Source organism: Streptomyces sp. NPDC037126, assembly GCF_055605965.1.
Window position 1 is genome coordinate 504464 of the sequence record NZ_JBVJTD010000001.1, and the last position, 18985, is coordinate 523448.

The 18985-nt window shown below is 73.3% G+C and carries 18 protein-coding genes and 2 pseudogenes; 9 read left to right on the top strand and 11 right to left on the bottom strand.

The annotated features are described in order from the left end of the window. Positions 1 to 23: 23 nt before the first annotated feature. Together ACZ7FF_RS02315 and ACZ7FF_RS02320 are read right to left on the bottom strand one after the other, a co-directional pair. Positions 24 to 743: pseudogene (locus ACZ7FF_RS02315) on the bottom strand (ABC transporter ATP-binding protein). Between the two features lie 16 nt (positions 744 to 759). Continuing rightward, positions 760 to 1201, bottom strand: a pseudogene (locus ACZ7FF_RS02320) (ABC transporter permease); the annotation flags it as partial. A gap of 200 nt (positions 1202 to 1401) precedes the next feature. On the opposite strand from ACZ7FF_RS02320, the gene ACZ7FF_RS02325 reads away from it, so the two are divergent. Further along, on the top strand, positions 1402 to 2616 hold the full coding sequence (locus ACZ7FF_RS02325; protein WP_470808757.1) for a D-alanyl-D-alanine carboxypeptidase family protein: 1215 nt from the start codon (positions 1402 to 1404) through the stop codon (positions 2614 to 2616). A 242-nt stretch (positions 2617 to 2858) separates the two neighbouring features. On the opposite strand, the gene ACZ7FF_RS02330 is transcribed toward ACZ7FF_RS02325, so the two are convergent. Together ACZ7FF_RS02330 and ACZ7FF_RS02335 are read right to left on the bottom strand one after the other, a co-directional pair. Next, positions 2859 to 3617, bottom strand: coding sequence for an SDR family oxidoreductase (locus ACZ7FF_RS02330; RefSeq protein WP_470808758.1), 759 nt, complete (start codon positions 3615 to 3617; stop codon positions 2859 to 2861). Between the two features lie 56 nt (positions 3618 to 3673). Then, a complete protein-coding gene (locus ACZ7FF_RS02335; RefSeq protein WP_470809571.1) occupies positions 3674 to 4717 on the bottom strand; it encodes a Gfo/Idh/MocA family protein in 1044 nt (347 codons plus the stop codon). Between the two features lie 84 nt (positions 4718 to 4801). Here ACZ7FF_RS02335 and ACZ7FF_RS02340 point away from each other — a divergent pair, with 84 nt between their 5' ends. The 5 genes from ACZ7FF_RS02340 to ACZ7FF_RS02360 all read left to right on the top strand — a co-directional run bounded on the left by ACZ7FF_RS02340 (position 4802) and on the right by ACZ7FF_RS02360 (position 9768). Further along, positions 4802 to 6100: a multidrug effflux MFS transporter gene (locus ACZ7FF_RS02340; protein ID WP_470808759.1), complete on the top strand. Its 1299-nt coding sequence runs from the start codon at positions 4802 to 4804 to the stop codon at positions 6098 to 6100. After that, a complete protein-coding gene (locus ACZ7FF_RS02345) occupies positions 6040 to 7227 on the top strand; it encodes a serine hydrolase domain-containing protein (protein ID WP_470808761.1) in 1188 nt (395 codons plus the stop codon). Before ACZ7FF_RS02340 ends, ACZ7FF_RS02345 begins: the two co-directional genes overlap by 61 nt. Positions 7228 to 7255: 28 nt before the next feature. Further along, positions 7256 to 8251 carry a small ribosomal subunit Rsm22 family protein gene (locus tag ACZ7FF_RS02350; protein WP_470808762.1) on the top strand — a complete coding sequence of 332 codons (996 nt, stop codon included), beginning with the start codon at positions 7256 to 7258 and terminating at the stop codon, positions 8249 to 8251. A gap of 25 nt (positions 8252 to 8276) precedes the next feature. Beyond that, entirely contained in the window at positions 8277 to 8912 is a 636-nt protein-coding gene (locus ACZ7FF_RS02355) for a TetR/AcrR family transcriptional regulator (protein WP_470808764.1), read from the top strand. A gap of 118 nt (positions 8913 to 9030) precedes the next feature. After that, positions 9031 to 9768: a bifunctional DNA primase/polymerase gene (locus ACZ7FF_RS02360; RefSeq protein ID WP_470808765.1), complete on the top strand. Its 738-nt coding sequence runs from the start codon at positions 9031 to 9033 to the stop codon at positions 9766 to 9768. Between the two features lie 10 nt (positions 9769 to 9778). On the opposite strand, the gene ACZ7FF_RS02365 is transcribed toward ACZ7FF_RS02360, so the two are convergent. The 4 genes from ACZ7FF_RS02365 to efeO are packed head-to-tail and all read right to left on the bottom strand — an operon-like array spanning position 9779 to position 14008. Next, the gene (locus ACZ7FF_RS02365; protein ID WP_470808767.1) at positions 9779 to 10771 is read right to left on the bottom strand and encodes an SCO2278 family lipoprotein; all 993 of its coding nucleotides are present in this window, start codon (positions 10769 to 10771) and stop codon (positions 9779 to 9781) included. Then, positions 10731 to 11603 carry an iron uptake transporter permease EfeU gene (gene efeU / locus ACZ7FF_RS02370; protein ID WP_470808768.1) on the bottom strand — a complete coding sequence of 291 codons (873 nt, stop codon included), beginning with the start codon at positions 11601 to 11603 and terminating at the stop codon, positions 10731 to 10733. The genes ACZ7FF_RS02365 and efeU overlap by 41 nt, the downstream gene beginning before the upstream one ends. A 3-nt stretch (positions 11604 to 11606) precedes the next feature. Next, positions 11607 to 12857 carry an iron uptake transporter deferrochelatase/peroxidase subunit gene (efeB, locus tag ACZ7FF_RS02375; protein WP_470808769.1) on the bottom strand — a complete coding sequence of 417 codons (1251 nt, stop codon included), beginning with the start codon at positions 12855 to 12857 and terminating at the stop codon, positions 11607 to 11609. Next, positions 12854 to 14008 carry an iron uptake system protein EfeO gene (gene efeO, locus ACZ7FF_RS02380; protein ID WP_470808771.1) on the bottom strand — a complete coding sequence of 385 codons (1155 nt, stop codon included), beginning with the start codon at positions 14006 to 14008 and terminating at the stop codon, positions 12854 to 12856. The genes efeB and efeO overlap by 4 nt, the downstream gene beginning before the upstream one ends. A 132-nt stretch (positions 14009 to 14140) precedes the next feature. Between efeO and ACZ7FF_RS02385 the strand changes: the two genes are divergently transcribed. After that, positions 14141 to 15034 carry a hypothetical protein gene (locus tag ACZ7FF_RS02385; protein ID WP_470808772.1) on the top strand — a complete coding sequence of 298 codons (894 nt, stop codon included), beginning with the start codon at positions 14141 to 14143 and terminating at the stop codon, positions 15032 to 15034. Then, positions 15027 to 15671, top strand: coding sequence for a PhzF family phenazine biosynthesis protein (locus ACZ7FF_RS02390; protein WP_470808774.1), 645 nt, complete (start codon positions 15027 to 15029; stop codon positions 15669 to 15671). Before ACZ7FF_RS02385 ends, ACZ7FF_RS02390 begins: the two co-directional genes overlap by 8 nt. A gap of 47 nt (positions 15672 to 15718) precedes the next feature. Here ACZ7FF_RS02390 and ACZ7FF_RS02395 read toward each other — a convergent pair whose 3' ends face one another. Then, the gene (locus ACZ7FF_RS02395) at positions 15719 to 16366 is read right to left on the bottom strand and encodes a biliverdin-producing heme oxygenase (protein WP_470808775.1); all 648 of its coding nucleotides are present in this window, start codon (positions 16364 to 16366) and stop codon (positions 15719 to 15721) included. A 102-nt stretch (positions 16367 to 16468) separates the two neighbouring features. Beyond that, a complete protein-coding gene (gene map, locus ACZ7FF_RS02400) occupies positions 16469 to 17326 on the bottom strand; it encodes a type I methionyl aminopeptidase (RefSeq protein WP_470808776.1) in 858 nt (285 codons plus the stop codon). Positions 17327 to 17384: 58 nt separating this feature from the next. Between map and ACZ7FF_RS02405 the strand changes: the two genes are divergently transcribed. After that, on the top strand, positions 17385 to 17618 hold the full coding sequence (locus ACZ7FF_RS02405; protein ID WP_470808778.1) for a hypothetical protein: 234 nt from the start codon (positions 17385 to 17387) through the stop codon (positions 17616 to 17618). Here ACZ7FF_RS02405 and ACZ7FF_RS02410 read toward each other — a convergent pair whose 3' ends face one another. Next, a complete protein-coding gene (locus tag ACZ7FF_RS02410; RefSeq protein WP_470808779.1) occupies positions 17619 to 18896 on the bottom strand; it encodes an MFS transporter in 1278 nt (425 codons plus the stop codon). Between the last annotated feature and the right edge of the window lie 89 nt (positions 18897 to 18985).

Below are 18985 nucleotides of genomic sequence, written 5' to 3' on the forward strand. Positions count from 1 at the left end.
GGGACCGACACCCGCCGGACCGCTCAGTGGCCGTGACCGCCGTACCCCTGCCGCGCGTACGCCGGGGCGTCCCGCTCCGTCAGCGTGATCCGCCCCGCCCTGATGGTGGCGAGGCGCGGGGCGCGGCGGGCGATGGAGGAGTCATGGGTGACCATGACGAACGTCAGGCCGTGTTCCCGCCACAGCCCCTCCAGCAGGGCCATGATGTCGTCGCGGGTGCCCTAGTCGAGATTGCCGGTCGGCTCGTCGGCGAGCAGCACCTTCGGCCTCTTCACCAGGGCGCGGGCGATCGCGACCCGCTGCTGCTGTCCGCCAGACATCTCCGAGGGGACGTGCGCGCGGCGTTCGCCGAGGCCCACCGAGCGCAGCGCCTCGGCCGCCCGCTCGCGCCGCTCGGCGGGCCGCACCCTGAGGGGCACCAGGGCCGTCTCGACGTTCTCCTGGGCGGTGAGCGTCGGGATGAGGTTGAAGGACTGGAAGATGATGCCGATCTTCTCGGCGCGCACCCGGGTCAGCCGAGCCTCGCCGATCGTGGCGAGGTCGACGCCGTCGAGCTCGACGTGGCCGGAACTGGGCCGGTCCAGGCCGCCGATCATCTGGAGCAGCGTGGACTTGCCGCCGCCCGTGGGGCCCTGGATGACGAGCTGGTCGCCGTCGGCGATGGTGAGGTCGACGCCGCGCAGGGCCTCCACCGTCTCCTTGCCCCGCGTGTACCGCTTGGTGACGCCGGTGAGTCCGTACATGGGTTCTCCACAAGAGGCCGCCGCCGCTGCCCGGGCCGCCCTGCTGCTGGGAGCCGCCGGACGAGCGGGCCTTGCCCTGGGTGAAGGAGCCGTCGACCTTGGTGACGTTCAGGGAGAGGGCGCCGACCGCGGCCGCCACGCCCTTCTGCGCGGCGACCTCGTGGACGAGCGAGGACTTCAGGGCCTGACCGCCCTGTGTCGTCAGCCGGTCGCTGCTCTGCGTGGACTTGCCGCTCTGCTTGGCGTCGAACTTGAAGTCCGGGCCCCGCGTGCCGCCCGCCGAGGGCGCCGCCGAGCCCGTACAGCGACTTCAGGACCGTGTCCTGCGCCTGAGTCAGGCCGGCCGACACCGAGTTGACGGTGATGACCAGCGCGATACCGAGCGCCAGACCCATCGCGATGACCAGAGCGGCCTTCCTGCGGCGGCTCAGCTCGCGCTTGAGACAGATGCCAAACATCCCGTTCGTCGAAGGTTCTGGGCGCCCGCTGTGGGCGCGGCCACAAGCTAGGGAGGAACCTTTGAGAGGCCCTGGGTAAGGGATGTGTAAGAGCTGAGAAGCCCGGGTGACTCATCAGATTCTCATAACGTGGCAAATTCACTGACTGTGACCAGCATCCCGTGCGGGGTCCGCCGCCGGCCTCGGTGTACCGTCCCCAGGTGCGCGAAAGTTCCCGGCTCAGCAGGCGTGCCGTCCTCGGACTGACGGCCGCCGCCCTCCCCCTGTCCACGGCCGCACCGGCCGCCGCCGAGACCGTCGTGATCGGGGGCGAGCGGCTCGCCCGTGGCGGCGTCCAGGTGAGCGGGGCGACCGGGCTGCCCGGGAAACTCACCGCCCGCTCCTGGCTGATCGCCGACTTCGAGAGCGGTGAGGTGCTCGCCTCGTTCAACGCGCACCAGCGCCTCGCGCCGGCGTCCACGCTGAAGATGCTGTTCGCGGACACCGTGCTGGCGAAGTTCGACCGCGCCCAGCGGTACACCGTGAAGGACTCCGACCTCGCCGACATCCCGGCCGGCTCCAGCCTCGTCGGCATCAAGGCCGGCATCTCCTACACCGTCGAGCAGCTGTGGCAGGGCGTGTTCCTGCGCTCCGGCAACGACGCGGTGCACGTCCTCGCGCACATGAACGGCGGCGTCGCCAAGACGGTCGCCGAGATGCAGGCCAAGGCCGACGACCTGCAGGCCCTCGACACGCACGTGGTCAGCCCCGACGGCTTCGACCACCCGGGCCAGCAGTCGTCCGCGTACGACCTCACGCTCTTCGCCCGGCACGGCCTGAAGGACGCCGACTTCCGCGGCTACTGCGGCACGCGGACCGCCGACTTCCCGGCGGGCGGCAAGAAGACCTTCCAGATCCAGAACACCGACCGCCTGCTGACCGGCGCCTGGGGACTGAAGACGTACGACGGGCTGATCGGCGTCAAGAACGGCTACACCAGCCATGCCGGCAACACCTTCACCGGTGCCGCGACCCGCGACGGCCGCACCCTGCTGGTCACGGTCATGCACCCCGCCGAGGGCAGCAACGCCGTCTACGAGCAGACCGCGGCGCTCCTCGACTGGGGCTTCGGACACGGGCGTTCGGCGCAGTCCGTGGGAACCCTGGTCAAACCGGTCAGCGAGGGCGGCGCTGCCGCGAGCCCGGCCCCGGAGGGCAGCGGACGGGCGGCGGGCGCTCCCGGCGCGGCGGCCAAGGGGCCGTCCACCGGACGGCTGGTCGAGGGCGCGGGCGGTACGGCGGCGCTGCTCGCGGTGGCCGCGGCGCTCCTGGTCAAGAAGCGGCGGCGCCGGGCTGCCGCGGCGGCGCACGAGGACCGTCCCGAGCCGGTGGAGACGGTGGAGGCGACGGACCCCGGCGGGCGGCACCGGCGCTGAGCGGTGCGGCGGCCGTTCCAGCGACCGGTGTGTACCCCGCGGTCCCGCGCGAGGTCCACCCCCAACTCCGGTCCGGTGGAACGACCGCCGCCTTCCCCCCTCGGTGTGGCTCCGGAATCCACGTGCTCCAACTGTGAAGCTCTCGTGGAGGAAAGTTGAGCATATGGGCTCGACCGGCCGCAATAGGGCGGATGTTCAAATTCCGTTTGTGTGAGTAGGGTCCGTTCGGCCCGTCGGCCGGGTCAGCCGCGCCCGATGTACGGCATCGCCGTCGCCAGCACCGTCGCGAACTGCACGTTCGCCTCCAGCGGCAGCTCGGCCATGTGCCGCACGGTGCGCGCCACGTCGGCCACGTCCATCACCGGCTCCGGGGCCACCTCGCCGTTCGCCTGGAGCGCGCCGGTCTGCATCCGCGCCGTCATGTCGGTGGCCGCGTTGCCGATGTCGATCTGCCCGACCGCGATGCGGTACGGCCGTCCGTCCAGCGAGAGCGACTTGGTCAGGCCGGTCAGCGCGTGCTTGGTCGCGGTGTAGGCGACCGAGAGCGGCCGGGGCGTGTGCGCCGAGATGGAGCCGTTGTTGATGATCCGGCCGCCCTGCGGGGCCTGTTCCTTCATCCGCCGGTACGCCGCCTGCGCGCACAGGAACGCCCCGTTGAGGTTGGTGTCCACCACGTGCCGCCAGGCGTCGTAGGGCAGTTCCTCGACCGGGACCCCGCCGGGCCCGAACGTGCCCGCGTTGTTGAACAGCAGGTCCACCCGCCCGAACCGGTCCACGGCCGCCGCGAACAGCGCCGCCACGTCCTCGGGCCGGGACACGTCGGTGCGCACCACGAGCGAGTCGCCCCCGGGCGCCAGTGCCGCCGTCTTTGTGAGCGGCTCGGTGCGCCGGCCGGCCAGTGCCACCGACCAGCCGGCGCCGAGCAGTTCCACCGCGACCGCCCGCCCGATCCCCGAACCGGCGCCCGTCACCACCGCGATCTTCGATTGCCTCTCCGTCATGGCACCGCAGCGTAGGCGGAGGGTCCGCCATGCGGAATCGGGCGTCCGCCATACGGCTAGACAGTCGCCGTCGGTGCTCCCCCGGGCTGGACGGCCGCCGTCGGCGCTTCCCCGGGGTAGCGCACCCCTGTCCGCTCCCGCACCGCGTCCAGCGTCCGCAGCACGGCCAGCGTGCCCTCGAGCGGCACCAGCGGGGACTCCTTCTCGCCCGCCCGCAGCGCCCGCATGACCTCCCCGGCCTCGTGCCGCAGGCTGGTGCGCGGCCCGTCGGCCGGGTCGGCGGTGAACTCCTCCGGATCACGGCCGTCCCGGTGCAGTACGAAACGGTCGGGGTGGAAGAAACCGGACGGGACGTCGATCCGGCCCCGGGAACCGGTCACCGACGCGGTGGCCCCCGTACCGCCCACGATCGAGCAGTGCAGCGTGGCCAGCGCGCCGCTCTCCCAGGACAGCAGCGCACCGGTCTGCAGGTCGACACCCTCCCCGGACAGCACCGCGTTCGCCGCGACCGCGTCCGGCTCGCCCAGCAGCAACTGCGCGAACGACACCGGGTACACCCCGAGATCCAGCAGCGCCCCGCCGCCCAGCGCCGGGTCCCGCAGCCGGTGTGCCTGCGGGAAGGGCCCGGCCAGCCCGAAGTCCGCCTGCACGGTGCGCACCTCACCGATCGCCCCGTCGTCCACCAGCGCCTTCAGCCGGCGCACCAGCGGGCTGCAGTACATCCACATCGCCTCCATCAGGAAGCGGTCCTGCTCCCGCGCCAGCGCGACGAGTTCCTCGGCCTCGCGCAGGTTCAGCGTGAACGGCTTCTCGCACAGCACGTTCCGCCCGGCCTCCAGGCACAGCCCGGCCGCCGCCCGGTGCGCCACGTGCGGGGTGGCGACGTACACGACATCGATGTCCCCGTCCGCCGCGAGGGAGGCCCAGTCGCCGTAGGCCCGCGTGACCCCGAACCGCTCCGCGAACGCCTCCGCAGACCCCTGGCTGCGCGAGGCCACCGCCACGATCTCCGCGTCCGGCAGATCCACCAGGTCCGCCGCGAACGCCGCCGCGATCCCGCCCGTCGCCAGAATCCCCCACCGCACGCCCTGCTCCGCCATCGCCCCGCCCTCGCTCATGTGTGCCCCGGCAGTGTGTACGAGCTGAGAGCATAGGTGCCGGCCGTTTCACAGAGGGAGGGACACATGACCGAGCACGCGGCGGCACCGACACCGAAGACGGAGCACACCTGCGCCCCCGCACCGGCCGCCACCCGGCGCACCGGCCTGCTCGTCACCCTCGTCCTCGGCGGCCTCACCGCGACGCCCCCGCTCGCGATGGACATGTACCTCCCCTCCCTGCCGGAGGTCACCGGGGCCCTGCACGCGCCCGCCGCCACCGTCCAGCTCACCCTCACCGCCTGCCTGCTGGGCATGGCACTCGGACAGCTGGTCGTGGGCCCGATGAGCGACCGCTGGGGCCGCCGCCGCCCGCTGCTCACCGGCCTCGCCGTCTACCTCCTCGCCACCGCCCTGTGCGCCCTCGCCCCGAACGTCGAGACCCTCGTCGCCTTCCGGCTGGCGCAGGGCCTCGCCGGCGCGGCCGGCATCGTCATCGCGCGGGCCGTCGTACGCGACCTGTACGACGGCGTGGCCATGGCCCGTTTCTTCTCCACCCTCATGCTGATCTCCGGGGTCGCGCCGATCGTGGCCCCGCTGATCGGCGGCCAGATCCTGCGGGTCACCGACTGGCGGGGCGTGTTCGTGGTCCTCACCGCGGTCGGCGTGCTGCTCGGCGCGCTGGTCTGGCTGCGGCTGCCCGAGACGCTGCCGCTGGCCGGGCGGCACGGCGGGGGAGTCGGGGAGGCCCTGCGCTCCATGCGCGCGCTGCTCGCCGACGCGCCGTTCACCGGCTACACGCTCGCCGGCGGCTTCGCCTTCGCCGCGCTGTTCGCCTACATCAGCGCCTCTCCGTTCGTGATCCAGGAGATCTACGGCGCCTCCCCGCAGACCTTCAGCCTGCTGTTCGGCCTCAACTCGGTGGGCCTGGTGGCCGCCGGGCAGATCAACGGCAAGGTGCTGGTCGGCCGGGTCGCCCTGGACAAGGTGCTCGCCACCGGCCTCACGGTGATCGTGCTCGCCGCGACCGCCCTGCTGCTGATGTCCACCGGCGCCCTCGGCCGGGTCGGACTCGCCCCCGTCGCCGCCGCGCTCTTCGTCCTCATGTCCGCCATGGGCATCACCCTGCCCAACGCCCAGTCCCTCGCCCTGCTGCGCACCCGGCACGCCGCCGGCTCCGCCTCCGCGCTGCTCGGCACCTCCTCCTTCCTCGTCGGCGCGGTGGCCTCCCCGCTCGTCGGCATCGCCGGCGAGCACACCGCCGTGCCGATGGCCGTTGTCCAACTGGCGGGATCACTGGTGGCAGTGGCCTGCTTCGTGGGAATGTGCCGTCCCTGGGACACGCGGGTGACCACCCGTGCGGGGTCGGAGGGAGACGAGAACTGAGCGCACCGAGACTGCGCGCCGACACACCGGAACGGGCCGGGCTCGACCCCGCCGCACTCGGGCACCTGGTCGGCGAGGTGCACGCCCTCACCACCGGAGAACGCCCCTGGGCGGCCGGTGCCGTCGTGCTGGCCGGCCGCGGCCCCGTGATCGCCGTGGCCGAGGCCGCGGGCTGGGCCGTGCGCTACTCCGCCCACGACCCCGACACCGGAACCGGCATCGAACTGCCGCCCGACGCCCGGGTGCCGGTCACCGTCGACACCCCCTTCGACCTGGCCTCCCTCACCAAGCTGTTCACCTCGGTCGCCGCCGTGCAGCAGATCGAGCGCGGCACCCTCGGCATGGACGCCCGGGTCGGCGACTACCTGCCCGACTTCCGCGCCGCCGCCGCGTACGGCGTCACCGTACGGCAGCTGCTCACCCACACCTCGGGCCTGCGCCCCGAACTCCCGCTCCACGACTGCCCGGACGACCGCGCCCGGATGGCGATGCTGCGCGCCGAGGCACCGACGAGCGACCCCGGCGAGTACCGGTACTCGGACCTGAACATGCTGCTGCTCCAGTTCGCGCTGGAGCGCGTCACCGGCCGCTCCCTCGACGTCCTCGTGCGCGACGGCATCACCCGGCCGCTCGGCATGACCGCGACCGCCTTCGGGCCCTGCCCGGGCGCGGCGGCCACCGAGGACCAGCGGCGGCCGTGGGCCAAGGCGGACCGCGGGATGCTGCGGGGCGTCGTCCACGACGAGAACGCCTGGGCGCTCGGCGGGGTGGCCGGGCACGCGGGCCTGTTCTCCACCGCCCACGACCTCGCCGTCTTCTGCCGGACCCTGCTCGCGGGCGGCTCCTACGGCCCCGCGCGCATCCTCGGCCCCGACTTCGTGGAACTCGTCCTCACCCCGCCGGGTCTTGGCTTCGCCGTCGACCAGCCCTGGTTCATGGGCGAGCTGGCGGGCCGGGGCGCCGCCGGCCACACCGGCTTCACCGGCACCTCCCTCGTGCTGGACCCGGCGACCGACACGTTCCTGGTGCTGCTGGCCAACACCGTGCACCCCAGGCGCAGGCCCCCGGACAGCCGGCCCCGGGCGTCGATCGGGACCCTGCTGGCCAGGGCGGTACGCGACGCCTGACCGCCCGGGCACCTGAGAGAATCGCACGGTGAACGACCCCGAACGCCCCGCCGGGCGACTGCGCTCCGCCCTCGACGACGTGCTCGCCGGGCTCCCGCCCTCCCAGGCCGCGGGAGCCGTCGAGCGGCTGATCGCCAACTACCGCGGAGCCACCCCCACCGACGCGCCGATCCTGCGGGACCGCGCCGACGTGGCCGCGTACGCCGCCTACCGGATGCCCGCCACCTTCGAGGCGGTGCGCTCGGCGCTGGCCGCCTTCGCGGACGCGGTGCCCGGCTGGACGCCCGGCAGCCATGTGGACGTCGGCGGCGGCACCGGCGCGGCGACCTGGGCGGTGACCGCCACCTGGGCCGGGACCCGGCCGGTGACCGTCCTGGACTGGGCCGAACCCGCGCTCGCCCTCGGCCGGGAGATCGCCGCCGCCAACCCCGCCCTGGCAGACGCCCGCTGGCAGCGGGCCCGGATCGGCTCCGCCCTCACCCTCGACAGCACCGACCTGGTCACCGTGTCGTACGTGCTCAACGAACTCGCCGAGGCCGACCGCGCCGCCCTCGTCGACGCCGCCGCGGACGCCGCGCGTGCGGTCCTCATCGTGGAGGCCGGCACCCCCGCCGGCTACGCCCGCGTCATCGAGGCCCGCGACCGGCTGGTCCGGGCCGGATTCCGGATCGCCGCGCCCTGCCCGCACAGCGCCGCCTGCCCGATCGTGCCCGGCACGGACTGGTGCCACTTCGCCGCCCGGGTCGGCCGCTCCTCCCTGCACCGCCAGGTCAAGGGCGGCTCGCTGGCCTACGAGGACGAGAAGTTCTCCTACGTCGCCGCCACCCGGCTGCCCGCCGGGCCGGCCCCCGCCCGGGTCGTGCGCCGCCCGCAGATCCGCAAGGGGCAGGTGCTGCTCGACCTGTGCGAGGCCGACGAGCAGCTGCGCCGCACGACCGTCACCAAACGCCACGGCGACCTCTACAAGGCGGCCCGGGACGCCGACTGGGGCGACGCCTGGCCGCCCGCGGACGGACCCGCCTGAGGGCGGGGCTTGTTAGCGTCGCGCCATGGTCGACAAGCCTGCCCCCGACGCCGCCCGCCGCAGCGAGAAGTCCCGCCGGGCGATCTACGCCGCCGCCCTCGGCCTCGTCGCCGAGGTCGGGTACCCGAAGACCACCGTCGAGGGGATCGCCGCCCGCGCCGGGGTCGGCAAGCAGACGATCTACCGCTGGTGGCCCTCGAAGGCGGACGTGCTCCTGGAGGCGTTCCTCGACCTCGGCGAGCAGGCCGCCCGCGCGGCCGGGCAGGAGCCGCACGCCCTCCCGGACACCGGCGACCTCGCCGCCGACCTCAAGGCCGTGCTGCGGGCCACCGTGGACGAGCTGCTCGACCCGCGCTTCGAGGCGCCGGCGCGGGCGCTGGCAGCGGAGGGGGTGGTCAACGAGCAGCTCGGCCGTGAGGTCGTGGGCAAGCTGCTGGAGCCCTCGCTGCGGCTGTACGCCGACCGGCTCGGCTCCGCCCGGGACGCGGGGGTGCTCCGGGCCGACCTGGACCCCAGGATCGCCCTGGAGCTGTTCGTCTCGCCGCTCGCCCAGCGCTGGCTGCAGCGCACGGCCCCGATCTCCCACGCGTACACGGACGTCCTCGTCGAGTACGCGCTGCACGGGATCGCGGCGCACCGGCCCCCCGCGGCCGGTCTGTGAGGCACGTCTCGCCCGGATGCCCCGTATCCGCCCACAGGCACCCCGAAGCACAGGAAGGTGGGAGGATGAGGCATGCTGTCGGCACACCAGCGAGGCGACCACCAGGCTGAGGGGACAGATGAGCGCGACGTTCGGCGGCCGGTCCGGCCGGCAGGGCAGACTCTCCCGGTGGCTGCGTGGACGACGCCCGGAGGAGACCGCCGACACCGGCGGCCGTGAGGCCCTGCTGCTGGCCGCAGCCGGCGCGGGCCTGCCGCTGGCCCCCGCCGCGCACCCGGCCCCCGGCTACGGCTGCTCCTGCGACCGCGTCGGCTGTCCCACCCCGGCCCGGCACCCGGTGTCGTTCGCCTGGCAGACCCAGTCCACCACCGACCGCGCCCAGATCGAGCGCTGGGCCCGGCACCAGCCGCAGGCCAACTTCATCACCGCCACCGGTATGGTCCACGACGTCCTGGACGTACCCCTGGAGGCCGGGCGGGAGGCGCTGGAGCGGCTGCTCGGCGCCGGGGTCGCGGTCGGACCGGTCACCGAGAGCGACGACGGCCGCATGCTGTTCTTCACCCTCACCCGCGGCACCCCCGAGGACGAGGACGAGTGGTGGCCCTGCGAGCTGGACTGCCACCCCGAGACCATGGACGAGCACCCCGGCCTGCGCTGGCACTGCCGGGGCTCCTACGTCCTCGTACCGCCCGCCCGGCTGCCCGGCGACGACGGCCGGCAGGTGCGCTGGGCGCGCGGCCCCGAGCACGCGCTGCCCGACCCGCTGAGCCTGCTGGAGGTGCTCACCGACGCCTGCGCCCGGTACGCGGGCGCGGGGACCGGACACCCGGGCGCGGCCTGGCCGCTGCGCCACTGAGCCGCGCGGATCACTCGCCCTTCGCGGCGGTCAGGCCCTGCACCCGGCCCAGGACCGACACCGCACCGGAGCCCGCCGGGTCCAGCGCGACCTGGTTGGCGACGGACTCCAGGGTCAGCGACTGGCTGATCTCGCCCGTGGTCAGGGCCTGCACGTCCTTGTTCGGGGCCGGCACGGAGGCGCCCGCGGCGGCGGTCTGCTTCTCGTAGTGGTGCGTGGTGAAGAACACCAGCGCGCCGCCGTCCGCCGTGCTCAGCGCGAGCGGCGCGTAGTCGCCGCGGTTCAGCGGCTGGTCGATGTACTGCCGGACCAGACCCGGCTGCTCGGCCCGCTTCTTGCGGTACGCGCGCAGACCGCTGGTGTCGGCGCCGTCGGCGAAGGTCTTCCCGCCGCTCTTGAGGTAGGCCGTGTAGTCACGGCTCAGGGCGTCGGGCCGGGCGGCCAGTCGCGCGGAGTCCGCGGGCACCGCCTCGGCCCAGCCGTCCTTGTCCTTCTTGAACTCCGGTACGGCACCGGGGGCGACCAGCGTCAGATACGCCACCCGCCAGTGCCGGCCCACGTCGCTCCGCGTGAACACCAGCAGCCAGCGGAAGTTGCCGCCCTTGTTGCCCTTGGCGTCCACGACGAACCAGCGCGGCCAGCCGGCCTTCTCGGGAATGGTGAACCTGACGTCCGTCAGCTTCAGCGGGGTGTGACTCGCGTTGCCGGACGGGCTGTTGGCGTGACCCGCTTTCAGCCGGGCCGAGTCGATGTCGGCGAGGGCACCGGTGACGTAGGGCGCGTCGAGGGAACTGTCGTACGCCTTGTCGGCGCTGTTGTAGGCGGCCGTGAACGTGGCCAGTGCCCTGGCGGCCTCCGCCCGGGTGGCGGCCGGGACCACCTCGCGCTCCCCGTGGACCACCACGCATCCGCTCGCCGACAGCGACAGGGCGGCCAGCGTGGCCGCCATCAGTGCGTTCCGGTCACGCCGACGAAGCCGTCGAGGGCCGCGTTCCCTGGTCATCCGGCTCCTTCACCTTCCCCTTCCCGGAGGCGAACCCTACCGGGGCGAGGAACACCGCGAGTACCGGGACCAGATACAGCGCCCACACCGTGATCTGGACGACCGTCGGATCCGGCTGGAAGTTGAGGACGCCCTTGAGCAGGGTGCCGTACCAGCTGTCCGGCGGGACGGTGCCGCTGATGTCGAAGGCCAGGTGGTTGATGCCGGGGATCCAGCCGGCCTCCTGCAGGTCGTGGAAGCCGTACGCCAGCACGCCCGCCGCGACCACGACCAGCATGCCGCCGGTCCAGGTGAAGAACTTCGCCAGGTTGATCCTGAGGGCACCCCGGTAGAACAGCCAGCCGAGCAGCACGGCCGTGGCGAGTCCGAGGGCGACGCCGACCAGCGGGCGCGGGGTGCCGTCGGAGGCCGCGTGCACGGACGCCCACACGAACAGCGCGGTCTCCAGGCCCTCCCGGCCCACGGCGAGGAAGGCGGTGGCGACCAGCGCGCCGGTGCCCATCGCGAGGGCCGCGTCCAGCTTGCCGTGCAACTCCCTCTTCAGGTGCCGGGCGGTGCGCCGCATCCAGAACACCATCCACGTCACCAGGCCGACGGCGACGACGGACAGCGACCCGCCGAGCCCCTCCTGGGCCTGGAACGTCAGTTCCTGGGAGCCGAATTCGAGGGCGCAGCCGAAGCCCATGGCGATGAGCACGGCCACGCCGATGCCGAGCCAGACCGGCTTCAGGGCCTCCCTGCGCCCGGTCTTGACCAGATAGGCGATCAGGATGCAGACGACGAGGGAGGCTTCCAGACCCTCGCGCAGACCGATCAGGTAGTTGGAGAACACGGATCACGCCTCCTCGGAGAACAGCGTCCGGCCCCACCAGTCGTCCTTGTCCCGGACTCCGGGCGGGACCGCGAAGACCGCCGAACCCACGTGCTGGATGTACTCGTTGAGCGCGTCGGACGCCGACAGCCTGCGCTGCAGGGGGATGAACCCCTCGCGCACGTCGCGCTGGTAGGCGAGGAAGAACAGGCCCGCGTCGAGCCGGCCGAGCCCGTCGGTGCCGTCGGTGAAGGAGTAGCCCCGGCGCAGGATGGTGATCCCGCCGTTGGAGTCGGGGTGCGCGAGGCGCACATGGGCGTCCGGCTTCATCGCCTTCAGGAACGGCTCGTCGTGCTCCCGGGCCCTGCCGACCGGGGCGCCCTCGCCCTTGTCCCGCCCGAAGACGTCCTCCTGCTCCTGGAGCGACGTGCGGTCCCAGGTCTCGATGTTCATCCGGATGCGGCGGGCGACGAGGTACGACCCGCCGGTCATCCACGCGGGGCCGTCCCCCTCTCCCGCCCACACGAACTTCTCCAGCCGGCCGGTCTCGGTGCCCGCGATGTTGCGGGTGCCGTCCTTGAACCCCATGAGGTTGCGGGGGGTCTGGGCGTCCGGGGTGGTCGACGAGGTCTTGCCGAAGCCGAGCTGCGACCAGCGGATGGCGACCTTGCCGAAGCCGATGCGGGCCAGGTTGCGGATGGCGTGCACGGCTACCTGCGGATCGTCGGCGCAGGCCTGGACGCACAGGTCGCCGCCGGTGCGGGCCCTGTCCAGGTTGTCGCCGGGGAACCGGGGAAGGTCGGCGAGCGCCGCCGGCCTGGCGTCCTTCAGGCCGAACCGCTCGAAGAACGAGGGCCCGAAGCCGATGGTGAGCGTCAGCCGTGAGGGCCTGAGGCCCAGCGCCTCGCCCGTGTCGTCCGGCGGCGCCTCGGCGAGTCCGCCGTACGCGCCCCCGCCGACGGGGCGGCCCGCGGTCATCCGCCGGGCCGCGGCCGTCCAGTCCTTCAGCAGCCGGACGAACTCGGCCCGGTCGTCGGTCTTCACGTCGAACGCGGCGAAGTGCAGCCGGTCCTGGACCGGGGTGGCGATGCCGGCCTGGTGGGCGCCGTGGAACTCCACCGCGCCGCCCGCCCCGGCGGCGTCCGGGGCCGCGTCGTCGTCCGCCCCGGCCGCCGCCACCGCGCCCCCGGCCAGGGCGGCACCGAGCGCGAGCCCGGCGCCGCCCCAGCCGATCAGCGTCCGGCGCGAGGGGCTGCTCCCCTGGATGTCGGTCATCGCGCTTCCCCCGGCTGCTTCACGACCGCGGCGGCGAGCTTGGAGAGGGGCTCGGCGAGCGCGTTCACCGAGTCCGACAGCTCCTTGCGCTGCTCCTTGGTGACCTTGTCGTAGGAGACGAAGTCGTAGGAGCCCTTGTCCGCGCGGTACTTGTCCAGCACGCCGTCCAGCGCGGTGAACTGCTTGTCCAGTTCCTTCGTCAGCGCCGGGTCGTTCTTGGCGGCGACCGGCTTCAGCAGCTCGTACGCCTTCTGCGCGCCCTCGACGTTGGCCTTGAAGTCGACCAGGTCGGTGTGCGAGTAGCGGTCCTCCTCGCCGGTGACCTTGCCGGTGGCGACCTCGTCGAGCAGCTCTTTGGCGCCGTTGGCCATGGAGGATGGGGTGATCTCGGCCTTGCCGACCCGCTTCTGCCAGTCCTCAAGGTCGCTCACCAACTGGCCGGCGAGGGCCTTCTCCTCGGGTCCGGCCTTCTCGTCGGCCCACAGGGCCTTCTCCAGCCGGTGCCAGCCCGTCCACTTCTGGCCCTTCTCCAGGCCGTCGGCGCGGGTGTCGGTCCGGGGGTCGATGTCGCCGAAGGACTCGGCGACCGGCTCGGTGCGCTCCCAGCCGAGGCGCGAGGGGGAGTAGGCCTTCCGGGCGGCATCGAGGTCGCCGGCCTCGATCGCGTCGGCGAACTTCCGGGCGAGCGGCACGGTGGCGTCGGCCTGGTCCTGGGCGTACTGGCGGTAGGCGGCGACGGCCCGGTCGAGCCTCGGGTCGTGGGCGGCGGTGCCGCCGGCGCCGGTCACGTCGAGCTTCTGCCGGACGCCGTGGCCCTTCATGCCGGGGCGGCAGGCGATCTCGTACGACCCGGCCTTCACCTCGGCGGTCAGCGTGTACTTGGTGCCGGGGCCGATGTTCTCCTTCTCGGAGACGATCCGGTCGTCCGGGAACAGGATCTCGACCTCGGTGGCCTTCGAGCCCTTGTTCTCTATCTTCAGCGTGACCTGCCCGGCCGGTGTCGACGTGGCGGAGGTCTCGCACTTCGCGTCGGCCGCGGTGACCCGGATGACGTCGCCGTCCCTGGCATCGCTCTTCGCGGTACAAGCCGTGAGGGCGGTCAGAGCGGCCGCGGTGGCGGCGGCGGTGACGGTCAGTCGGGCGGCGTGCATGCGGGCTCCAGACGGCAGCGGTGCGAACGGGGCTGATTTGGTGAGGCTGCCCTAACTTACATGAGCCTTACCTTCCTCATACCTTCTGGGTCCGTGATCCACCTCTCATCCCGCTGTGGGAGGGTGGCGGGCATGGGGAACGCGCGCAGGGAACCGCTGGGGCCCGGGCGGCTGGTGCTGGACCTCGGGGACCGTCCGGGGCAGCCGCACCTGCGCTTCGAGACCGCCGACGACGGCCGGTTGCTGCTGCGGCAGGGGGAACGGCCGCTGCTGCTCGGCCGCTCGGTCGCCGGGAGCGCGCCCTGCTGCCCCGAGCTGTGTCTGCACCGCCTCGACGGCTACCGTTCGCCGCTCCCGCCCCCGAGTGCGGCGAAGTCGCGGTCGTCCGTCAACTGGCCGCACGCGTACGCCCGCCGGCTGGAGGCGGCCGAGGGCACCCCGCTCGCCGCCGGCCGCTGGGAGCTGGCCCGGCGCACCGGCTTCCCGCCCGGCATCTGGACCGAGGACCTCGTGCGCGAGTGGCCCGGCGGCCGCCTCGAACTGTCCTGCGGCGGCGGCTGGCACGGCGTCGTGCCCCTGCGCCCGCTCTCGCCGCCGGACGCCGGGCGGGTGAAGGCGTACCGCAGACAGGTCCGCGAGGGCACCGCCGCACCCGTGCTGCTGTGGTGGGTGACCTTCCTCGACGGCTGGCTCCTGCTGGACGGCCACGACCGGGCGGTGGCCGCGCTGGCGGAGGGGCGGACGCCGGAGTGCGTGGTGCTGACCCGGCTGCCGGACGCCGACCGGCAGTGGGAGGGCGCCGAAGAGGTCGCCAAGGCCCACGAGTACCACCTGGAACGGCTCGCCGCCCGTCCGCCGGGACCCGGCGCGGAGCGCCAACGGGCCGCGCTGGAGGAGGGTTACGGCGACACCCTCGCCGAACTGCCCTACGCCGTGGTGCCCACCGGGACCTCCCCGCTCCCCGGCGGAGCCCCCGCCTGGGACGCGCTCGCGCGGGACGCGGTGTTTCAATTCCCGGGTGACTGACTACGACGTCCTGCGCGTCTTCTGCGGCCCCGACGGCGGCTACGGCAACGAACTCGGTGTCGTCCGCGACGGCTCGGTCGTGCCCGAGCGGAGCGACCGGCAGGAGACGGCCGCCGAACTCGGCTTCAGCGAGACCGTGTTCGTGGACGACCCCGAGCGCGGGGTGATCGACATCTACACCCCCACCCTGCGTCTGCCCTTCGCCGGCCACCCCTGCGTCGGCACGGCCTGGCTGCTGGACGTGCCCGAACTGGTCACCCCCGCGGGCGTCGTCGGGACTCGTCTGGACGGCGAGTTCAGCTGGATCGAGGCCCGCGCGGAGTGGGCCCCGCCGCGCACCCTGCGCCAGTACGCCACCGCCGCCGAGGTCGACGCGCTCGACGTGCCGCCGCCGGGGGAGTGGATCTACAGCTGGGCCTGGGAGGACGAGGCCGCCGGCCGGATCCGGGCCCGCGCCTTCCCGGGGCGCGACGACGGCATCGAGGAGGACGAGGCGACCGGCGCCGCCGCGCTGCTCCTCACCGACCGGCTCGGCCGCGCGCTGAACATCACCCAGGGCAGGGGCTCCCAGATCCTCACCGCACCGCAGCCGCACGGCTGGGTGGAGGTCGGGGGCAGGGTGTTCCTGGAGCGCTAGGGCCTGTCCGGCCATTCCCGTCTGCCGCGCGACGGGCCAGACAGGCCCTAGGCGCTCAGCGGGAACTCCTCGTCCAGCGCCCGGAAGACGGCCGTGTTCAGGGCGAACGCCCGCCCGCACTCGGCCACCACCCGCCGCCTCTCCAGGTCGCCCGCCGGGATTCCGTCCAGCAGTTCCCGGTAACCCCGCTTGAACGCGGCCGGGTTGGGGATGCCTTCGAAGACGTAGAAGCGGACCCCGTCGCCCCGCCTGGCGAAGCCCCAGGTCCGCTCCGCCCGGTCGCGGATGATCTGGCCGCCGGAGAGGTCGCCCAGGTAGCGGGTGTAGTGGTGGGCGACGTAACCGCCCGGCCAGCGCTCGGCGCACGCGCGCACCCGGTCCGCGTACGCCCGGGTCGCGGGCAGCGCGCTCAGGCCCGCCCGCCAGTCCGGCCCCCTCAGATGCGCCAGGTCCCGCTCCAGCTCGGGCAGCCGCAGCAGCTCCGGCCGGATGAACGGCCCGGCCACCCGGTCCGCCGCCAGCCGCCCGGCCGCGCCCTCCAGCGCCTCGTAGACGAACCACAGCTGCTCGGTGTAGCGCGCGTACGCGGACACGCCGAGCTGGCCGCCGAGCAGACCGGTCAGGAAGGCCGAGGTCTCCGCGGCCGTGTGCTGCTCGCGGGAGGCGGTGCGGATGAGGGTCGAGAAGGAGTCCATGGGCCCGTTTTCCAGACTTTTGCCGACGCCTTGTCGGTAAAAGTCTACAAGAAAGGGCCCGCCCTCTGCGCAGAGGGCGGGCCGTGCGTCGGTGGCCGTGCGCTACGGCAGGGTGAGGACGTCCGCGCCGCTCTCCGTGACCACCAGGGTGTGCTCGAACTGGGCGGTCCGCCTGCGGTCCTTCGTCACGACCGTCCAGCCGTCCTCCCACATGTCGTACTCGTGGGTGCCCAGCGTCAGCATCGGCTCGATCGTGAACGTCATCCCCGGCTGCATGACGGTCGTCGCGTGCGGGCTGTCGTAGTGCGGGATGATCAGCCCGGAGTGGAAGGACGAGCTGATGCCGTGGCCGGTGAAGTCCCGGACCACGCCGTAGCCGAAGCGCTTGGCGTACGACTCGATGACCCGGCCGATGACGTTGATCTGCCGGCCGGGGCGGACGGCCCTGATCGCCCGGTCGAGGGACTCACGGGTGCGCTCCACCAGCAGCCGCGACTCCTCGTCCACCTCCCCGACGAGGTAGGTGGCGTTGTTGTCGCCGTGCACCCCGCCGATGTACGCGGTCACGTCCAGGTTGACGATGTCGCCGTCCCTGAGGACCGTCGAGTCGGGGATGCCGTGGCAGATGACCTCGTTGACGGAGGTGCACAGGGACTTCGGGAAGCCGCGGTAGCCGAGCGTGGACGGGTAGGCACCGTGGTCGCACATGTACTCGTGGGCGACCTTGTCCAGCTGGTCCGTGGTGACGCCGGGCGCGATGATCCTCGCGGCCTCCTCCATCGCCTGCGCGGCGATGCGGCCGGCGATCCTCATCGCCTCGATGGTCTCCGGGGTCTGCACCTCCGGCCCGGTGTACGGGGTCGGCGCGGGCTTTCCGACGTACTCGGGGCGGCGGATGTTTCCGGGGACCGAACGGGTGGGAGACAGCTCCCCTGGTACGAGCAGCGACTGGCCAGACATGCCAGCGAGTCTATCCAGCGGACATGGGGGAACATGTCGTTGGCGAGAGGAGCTGGTCATGCCCCTGTTCAAGAAGCGCACCGTCGGCAAGCCGGGCGAGTGGTACTACTGCCTGGAGCACAAGAAGGTCGAGGAGGGTCCGGACTGCCCCGGCAAGGACCGTTTCGGGCCGTACGCCTCACCGCAGGAGGCGCAGCGCGCGATGGAGACCGCCGCCGAGCGCAACCTCCAGTGGGAGAACGACCCGCGGTGGCACGACGCCGCCGCCGGCGGGAGCGCCGACGAGGAGTGATCACACCTTCGCGGGCACGGCGGCGGCGCGCCGCCCGCGCATCCGCACCGCGTGCTCGTTGGTCCGGGCGTCGTACGCCATGAGCCCCGGCAGGCACAGCGCGAGCAGGGCCATCGCGCCCGCGCACGCCAGCCCGCCGGACCAGACCGAGGCCCGGACCCCGGCCCAGGCGGCGACACCGCCGGCCCGTACCTGGCCGAGCTGGGGACCCACCGAGTAGGAAAGCAGTTCGATCCCGGCGAGCCGGCCGCGCAGCTCGTCCGGGATCGTCTGGTTCCACATGGCGGCCCGGAAGATGCCGCTGACCATGTCGAAGCCCCCGCCGAGGGTGAGGAACAGCAGGACCAGCCAGACGTTGCCGCAGACGCCGGCCGCCGCCACCGCGAGGCCCCACCCGGCCGCCGCCAGCACCACCATCAGCCCGTGCCGTTGGATCCGCGAGGCCCAGCCGCTGGTCAGGCTCACCAGCAGGGCCCCGGCCGGGATGCTCGCGTACATCAGCCCGAGCGCCCAGTCGGCGTGCAGGTCGTCGGCGAGGAACGGCAGCACCGCCAGCGGCATGGCCAGGAACATCGCCGCGAGGTCCACCCCGTAGGTGCCGAGCAGCTCCTTGCGGCTCCAGGCGTACCGGGCGCCCTCCGCGATGGCCCCGAGCGAGGGCGCGGCGGCCTCGTGCGAGGCGGGGGAGGGCGCGATGCGGGCGAGGTACGCCAGCGAGACGGCGAAGGTCAGCAGGTCGGCCGCGTACGCCCAGCCGAGGCCCGCGTAGGCCACGACCACGCCGGCGACCGCCGGGCCCGCGACACCGCCGACGGTCCACCGCAGCGAGTTCAGCGAGGCCGCGGCCGGCATGTCGTCATGGGCGACGATCCGGGGCCACAGGGAGTCGAGGGCCGGGCGCTGGACCGAGCCCAGGGCGGAGGAGAGCGCGGCGACGGCGTACAGCGGCCACACCGCGGGGTGCGGGAGCAGGGCGTCGAGCAGCAGGGCGGCGCTGAGCAGGCCCTGGCCGGCCTCCGTCCACACGATCAGCTTCCGCTTGTCCAGGGCGTCGGCGAGAGCGCCGCCGTACAGGCCGCACACGATCAGCGGCAGCAGCTCCACGGCGCCGATCGCGCCCACCGCCGCGGTGGACTCCGTCAGTCGCTTCAGCTGGACGGGGAGCGCCACGAGGGTGAGGAAGCTGCCGAAGTTGCTGATCAGGCCGGACTTCCACAGGCGGCGGAAGTCGGCGGAGGCCTTCCAGGGGGCCAGATCGGGCAGGAGCGCTCGGGTCACTGAGGCATGCTCGACCGGCCGGCGTCACCGGGCAACCGCTTTTCCGGCCCCCCGGAGCGCGGCCCGGACCTCGACTCCCGCGTCCCGCG

Bases quoted from the DNA above. Each gene is read 5' to 3' on its own strand.
- ACZ7FF_RS02330 (WP_470808758.1), bottom strand. From the start codon at position 3,617: ATGACGGAGAGGCAATCGAAGATCGCGGTGGTGACGGGCGCCGGTTCG.
- ACZ7FF_RS02335 (WP_470809571.1), bottom strand. From the start codon at position 4,717: ATGGCGGAGCAGGGCGTGCGGTGGGGGATTCTGGCGACGGGCGGGATC.
- ACZ7FF_RS02340 (WP_470808759.1), top strand. From the start codon at position 4,802: ATGACCGAGCACGCGGCGGCACCGACACCGAAGACGGAGCACACCTGC.
- ACZ7FF_RS02355 (WP_470808764.1), top strand. From the start codon at position 8,277: ATGGTCGACAAGCCTGCCCCCGACGCCGCCCGCCGCAGCGAGAAGTCC.
- ACZ7FF_RS02360 (WP_470808765.1), top strand. From the start codon at position 9,031: ATGAGCGCGACGTTCGGCGGCCGGTCCGGCCGGCAGGGCAGACTCTCC.
- ACZ7FF_RS02365 (WP_470808767.1), bottom strand. From the start codon at position 10,771: ATGACCAGGGAACGCGGCCCTCGACGGCTTCGTCGGCGTGACCGGAAC.
- efeB (WP_470808769.1), bottom strand. From the start codon at position 12,857: ATGACCGACATCCAGGGGAGCAGCCCCTCGCGCCGGACGCTGATCGGC.
- efeO (WP_470808771.1), bottom strand. From the start codon at position 14,008: ATGCACGCCGCCCGACTGACCGTCACCGCCGCCGCCACCGCGGCCGCT.
- ACZ7FF_RS02385 (WP_470808772.1), top strand. From the start codon at position 14,141: ATGGGGAACGCGCGCAGGGAACCGCTGGGGCCCGGGCGGCTGGTGCTG.
- ACZ7FF_RS02395 (WP_470808775.1), bottom strand. From the start codon at position 16,366: ATGGACTCCTTCTCGACCCTCATCCGCACCGCCTCCCGCGAGCAGCAC.
- map (WP_470808776.1), bottom strand. From the start codon at position 17,326: ATGTCTGGCCAGTCGCTGCTCGTACCAGGGGAGCTGTCTCCCACCCGT.
- ACZ7FF_RS02405 (WP_470808778.1), top strand. From the start codon at position 17,385: ATGCCCCTGTTCAAGAAGCGCACCGTCGGCAAGCCGGGCGAGTGGTAC.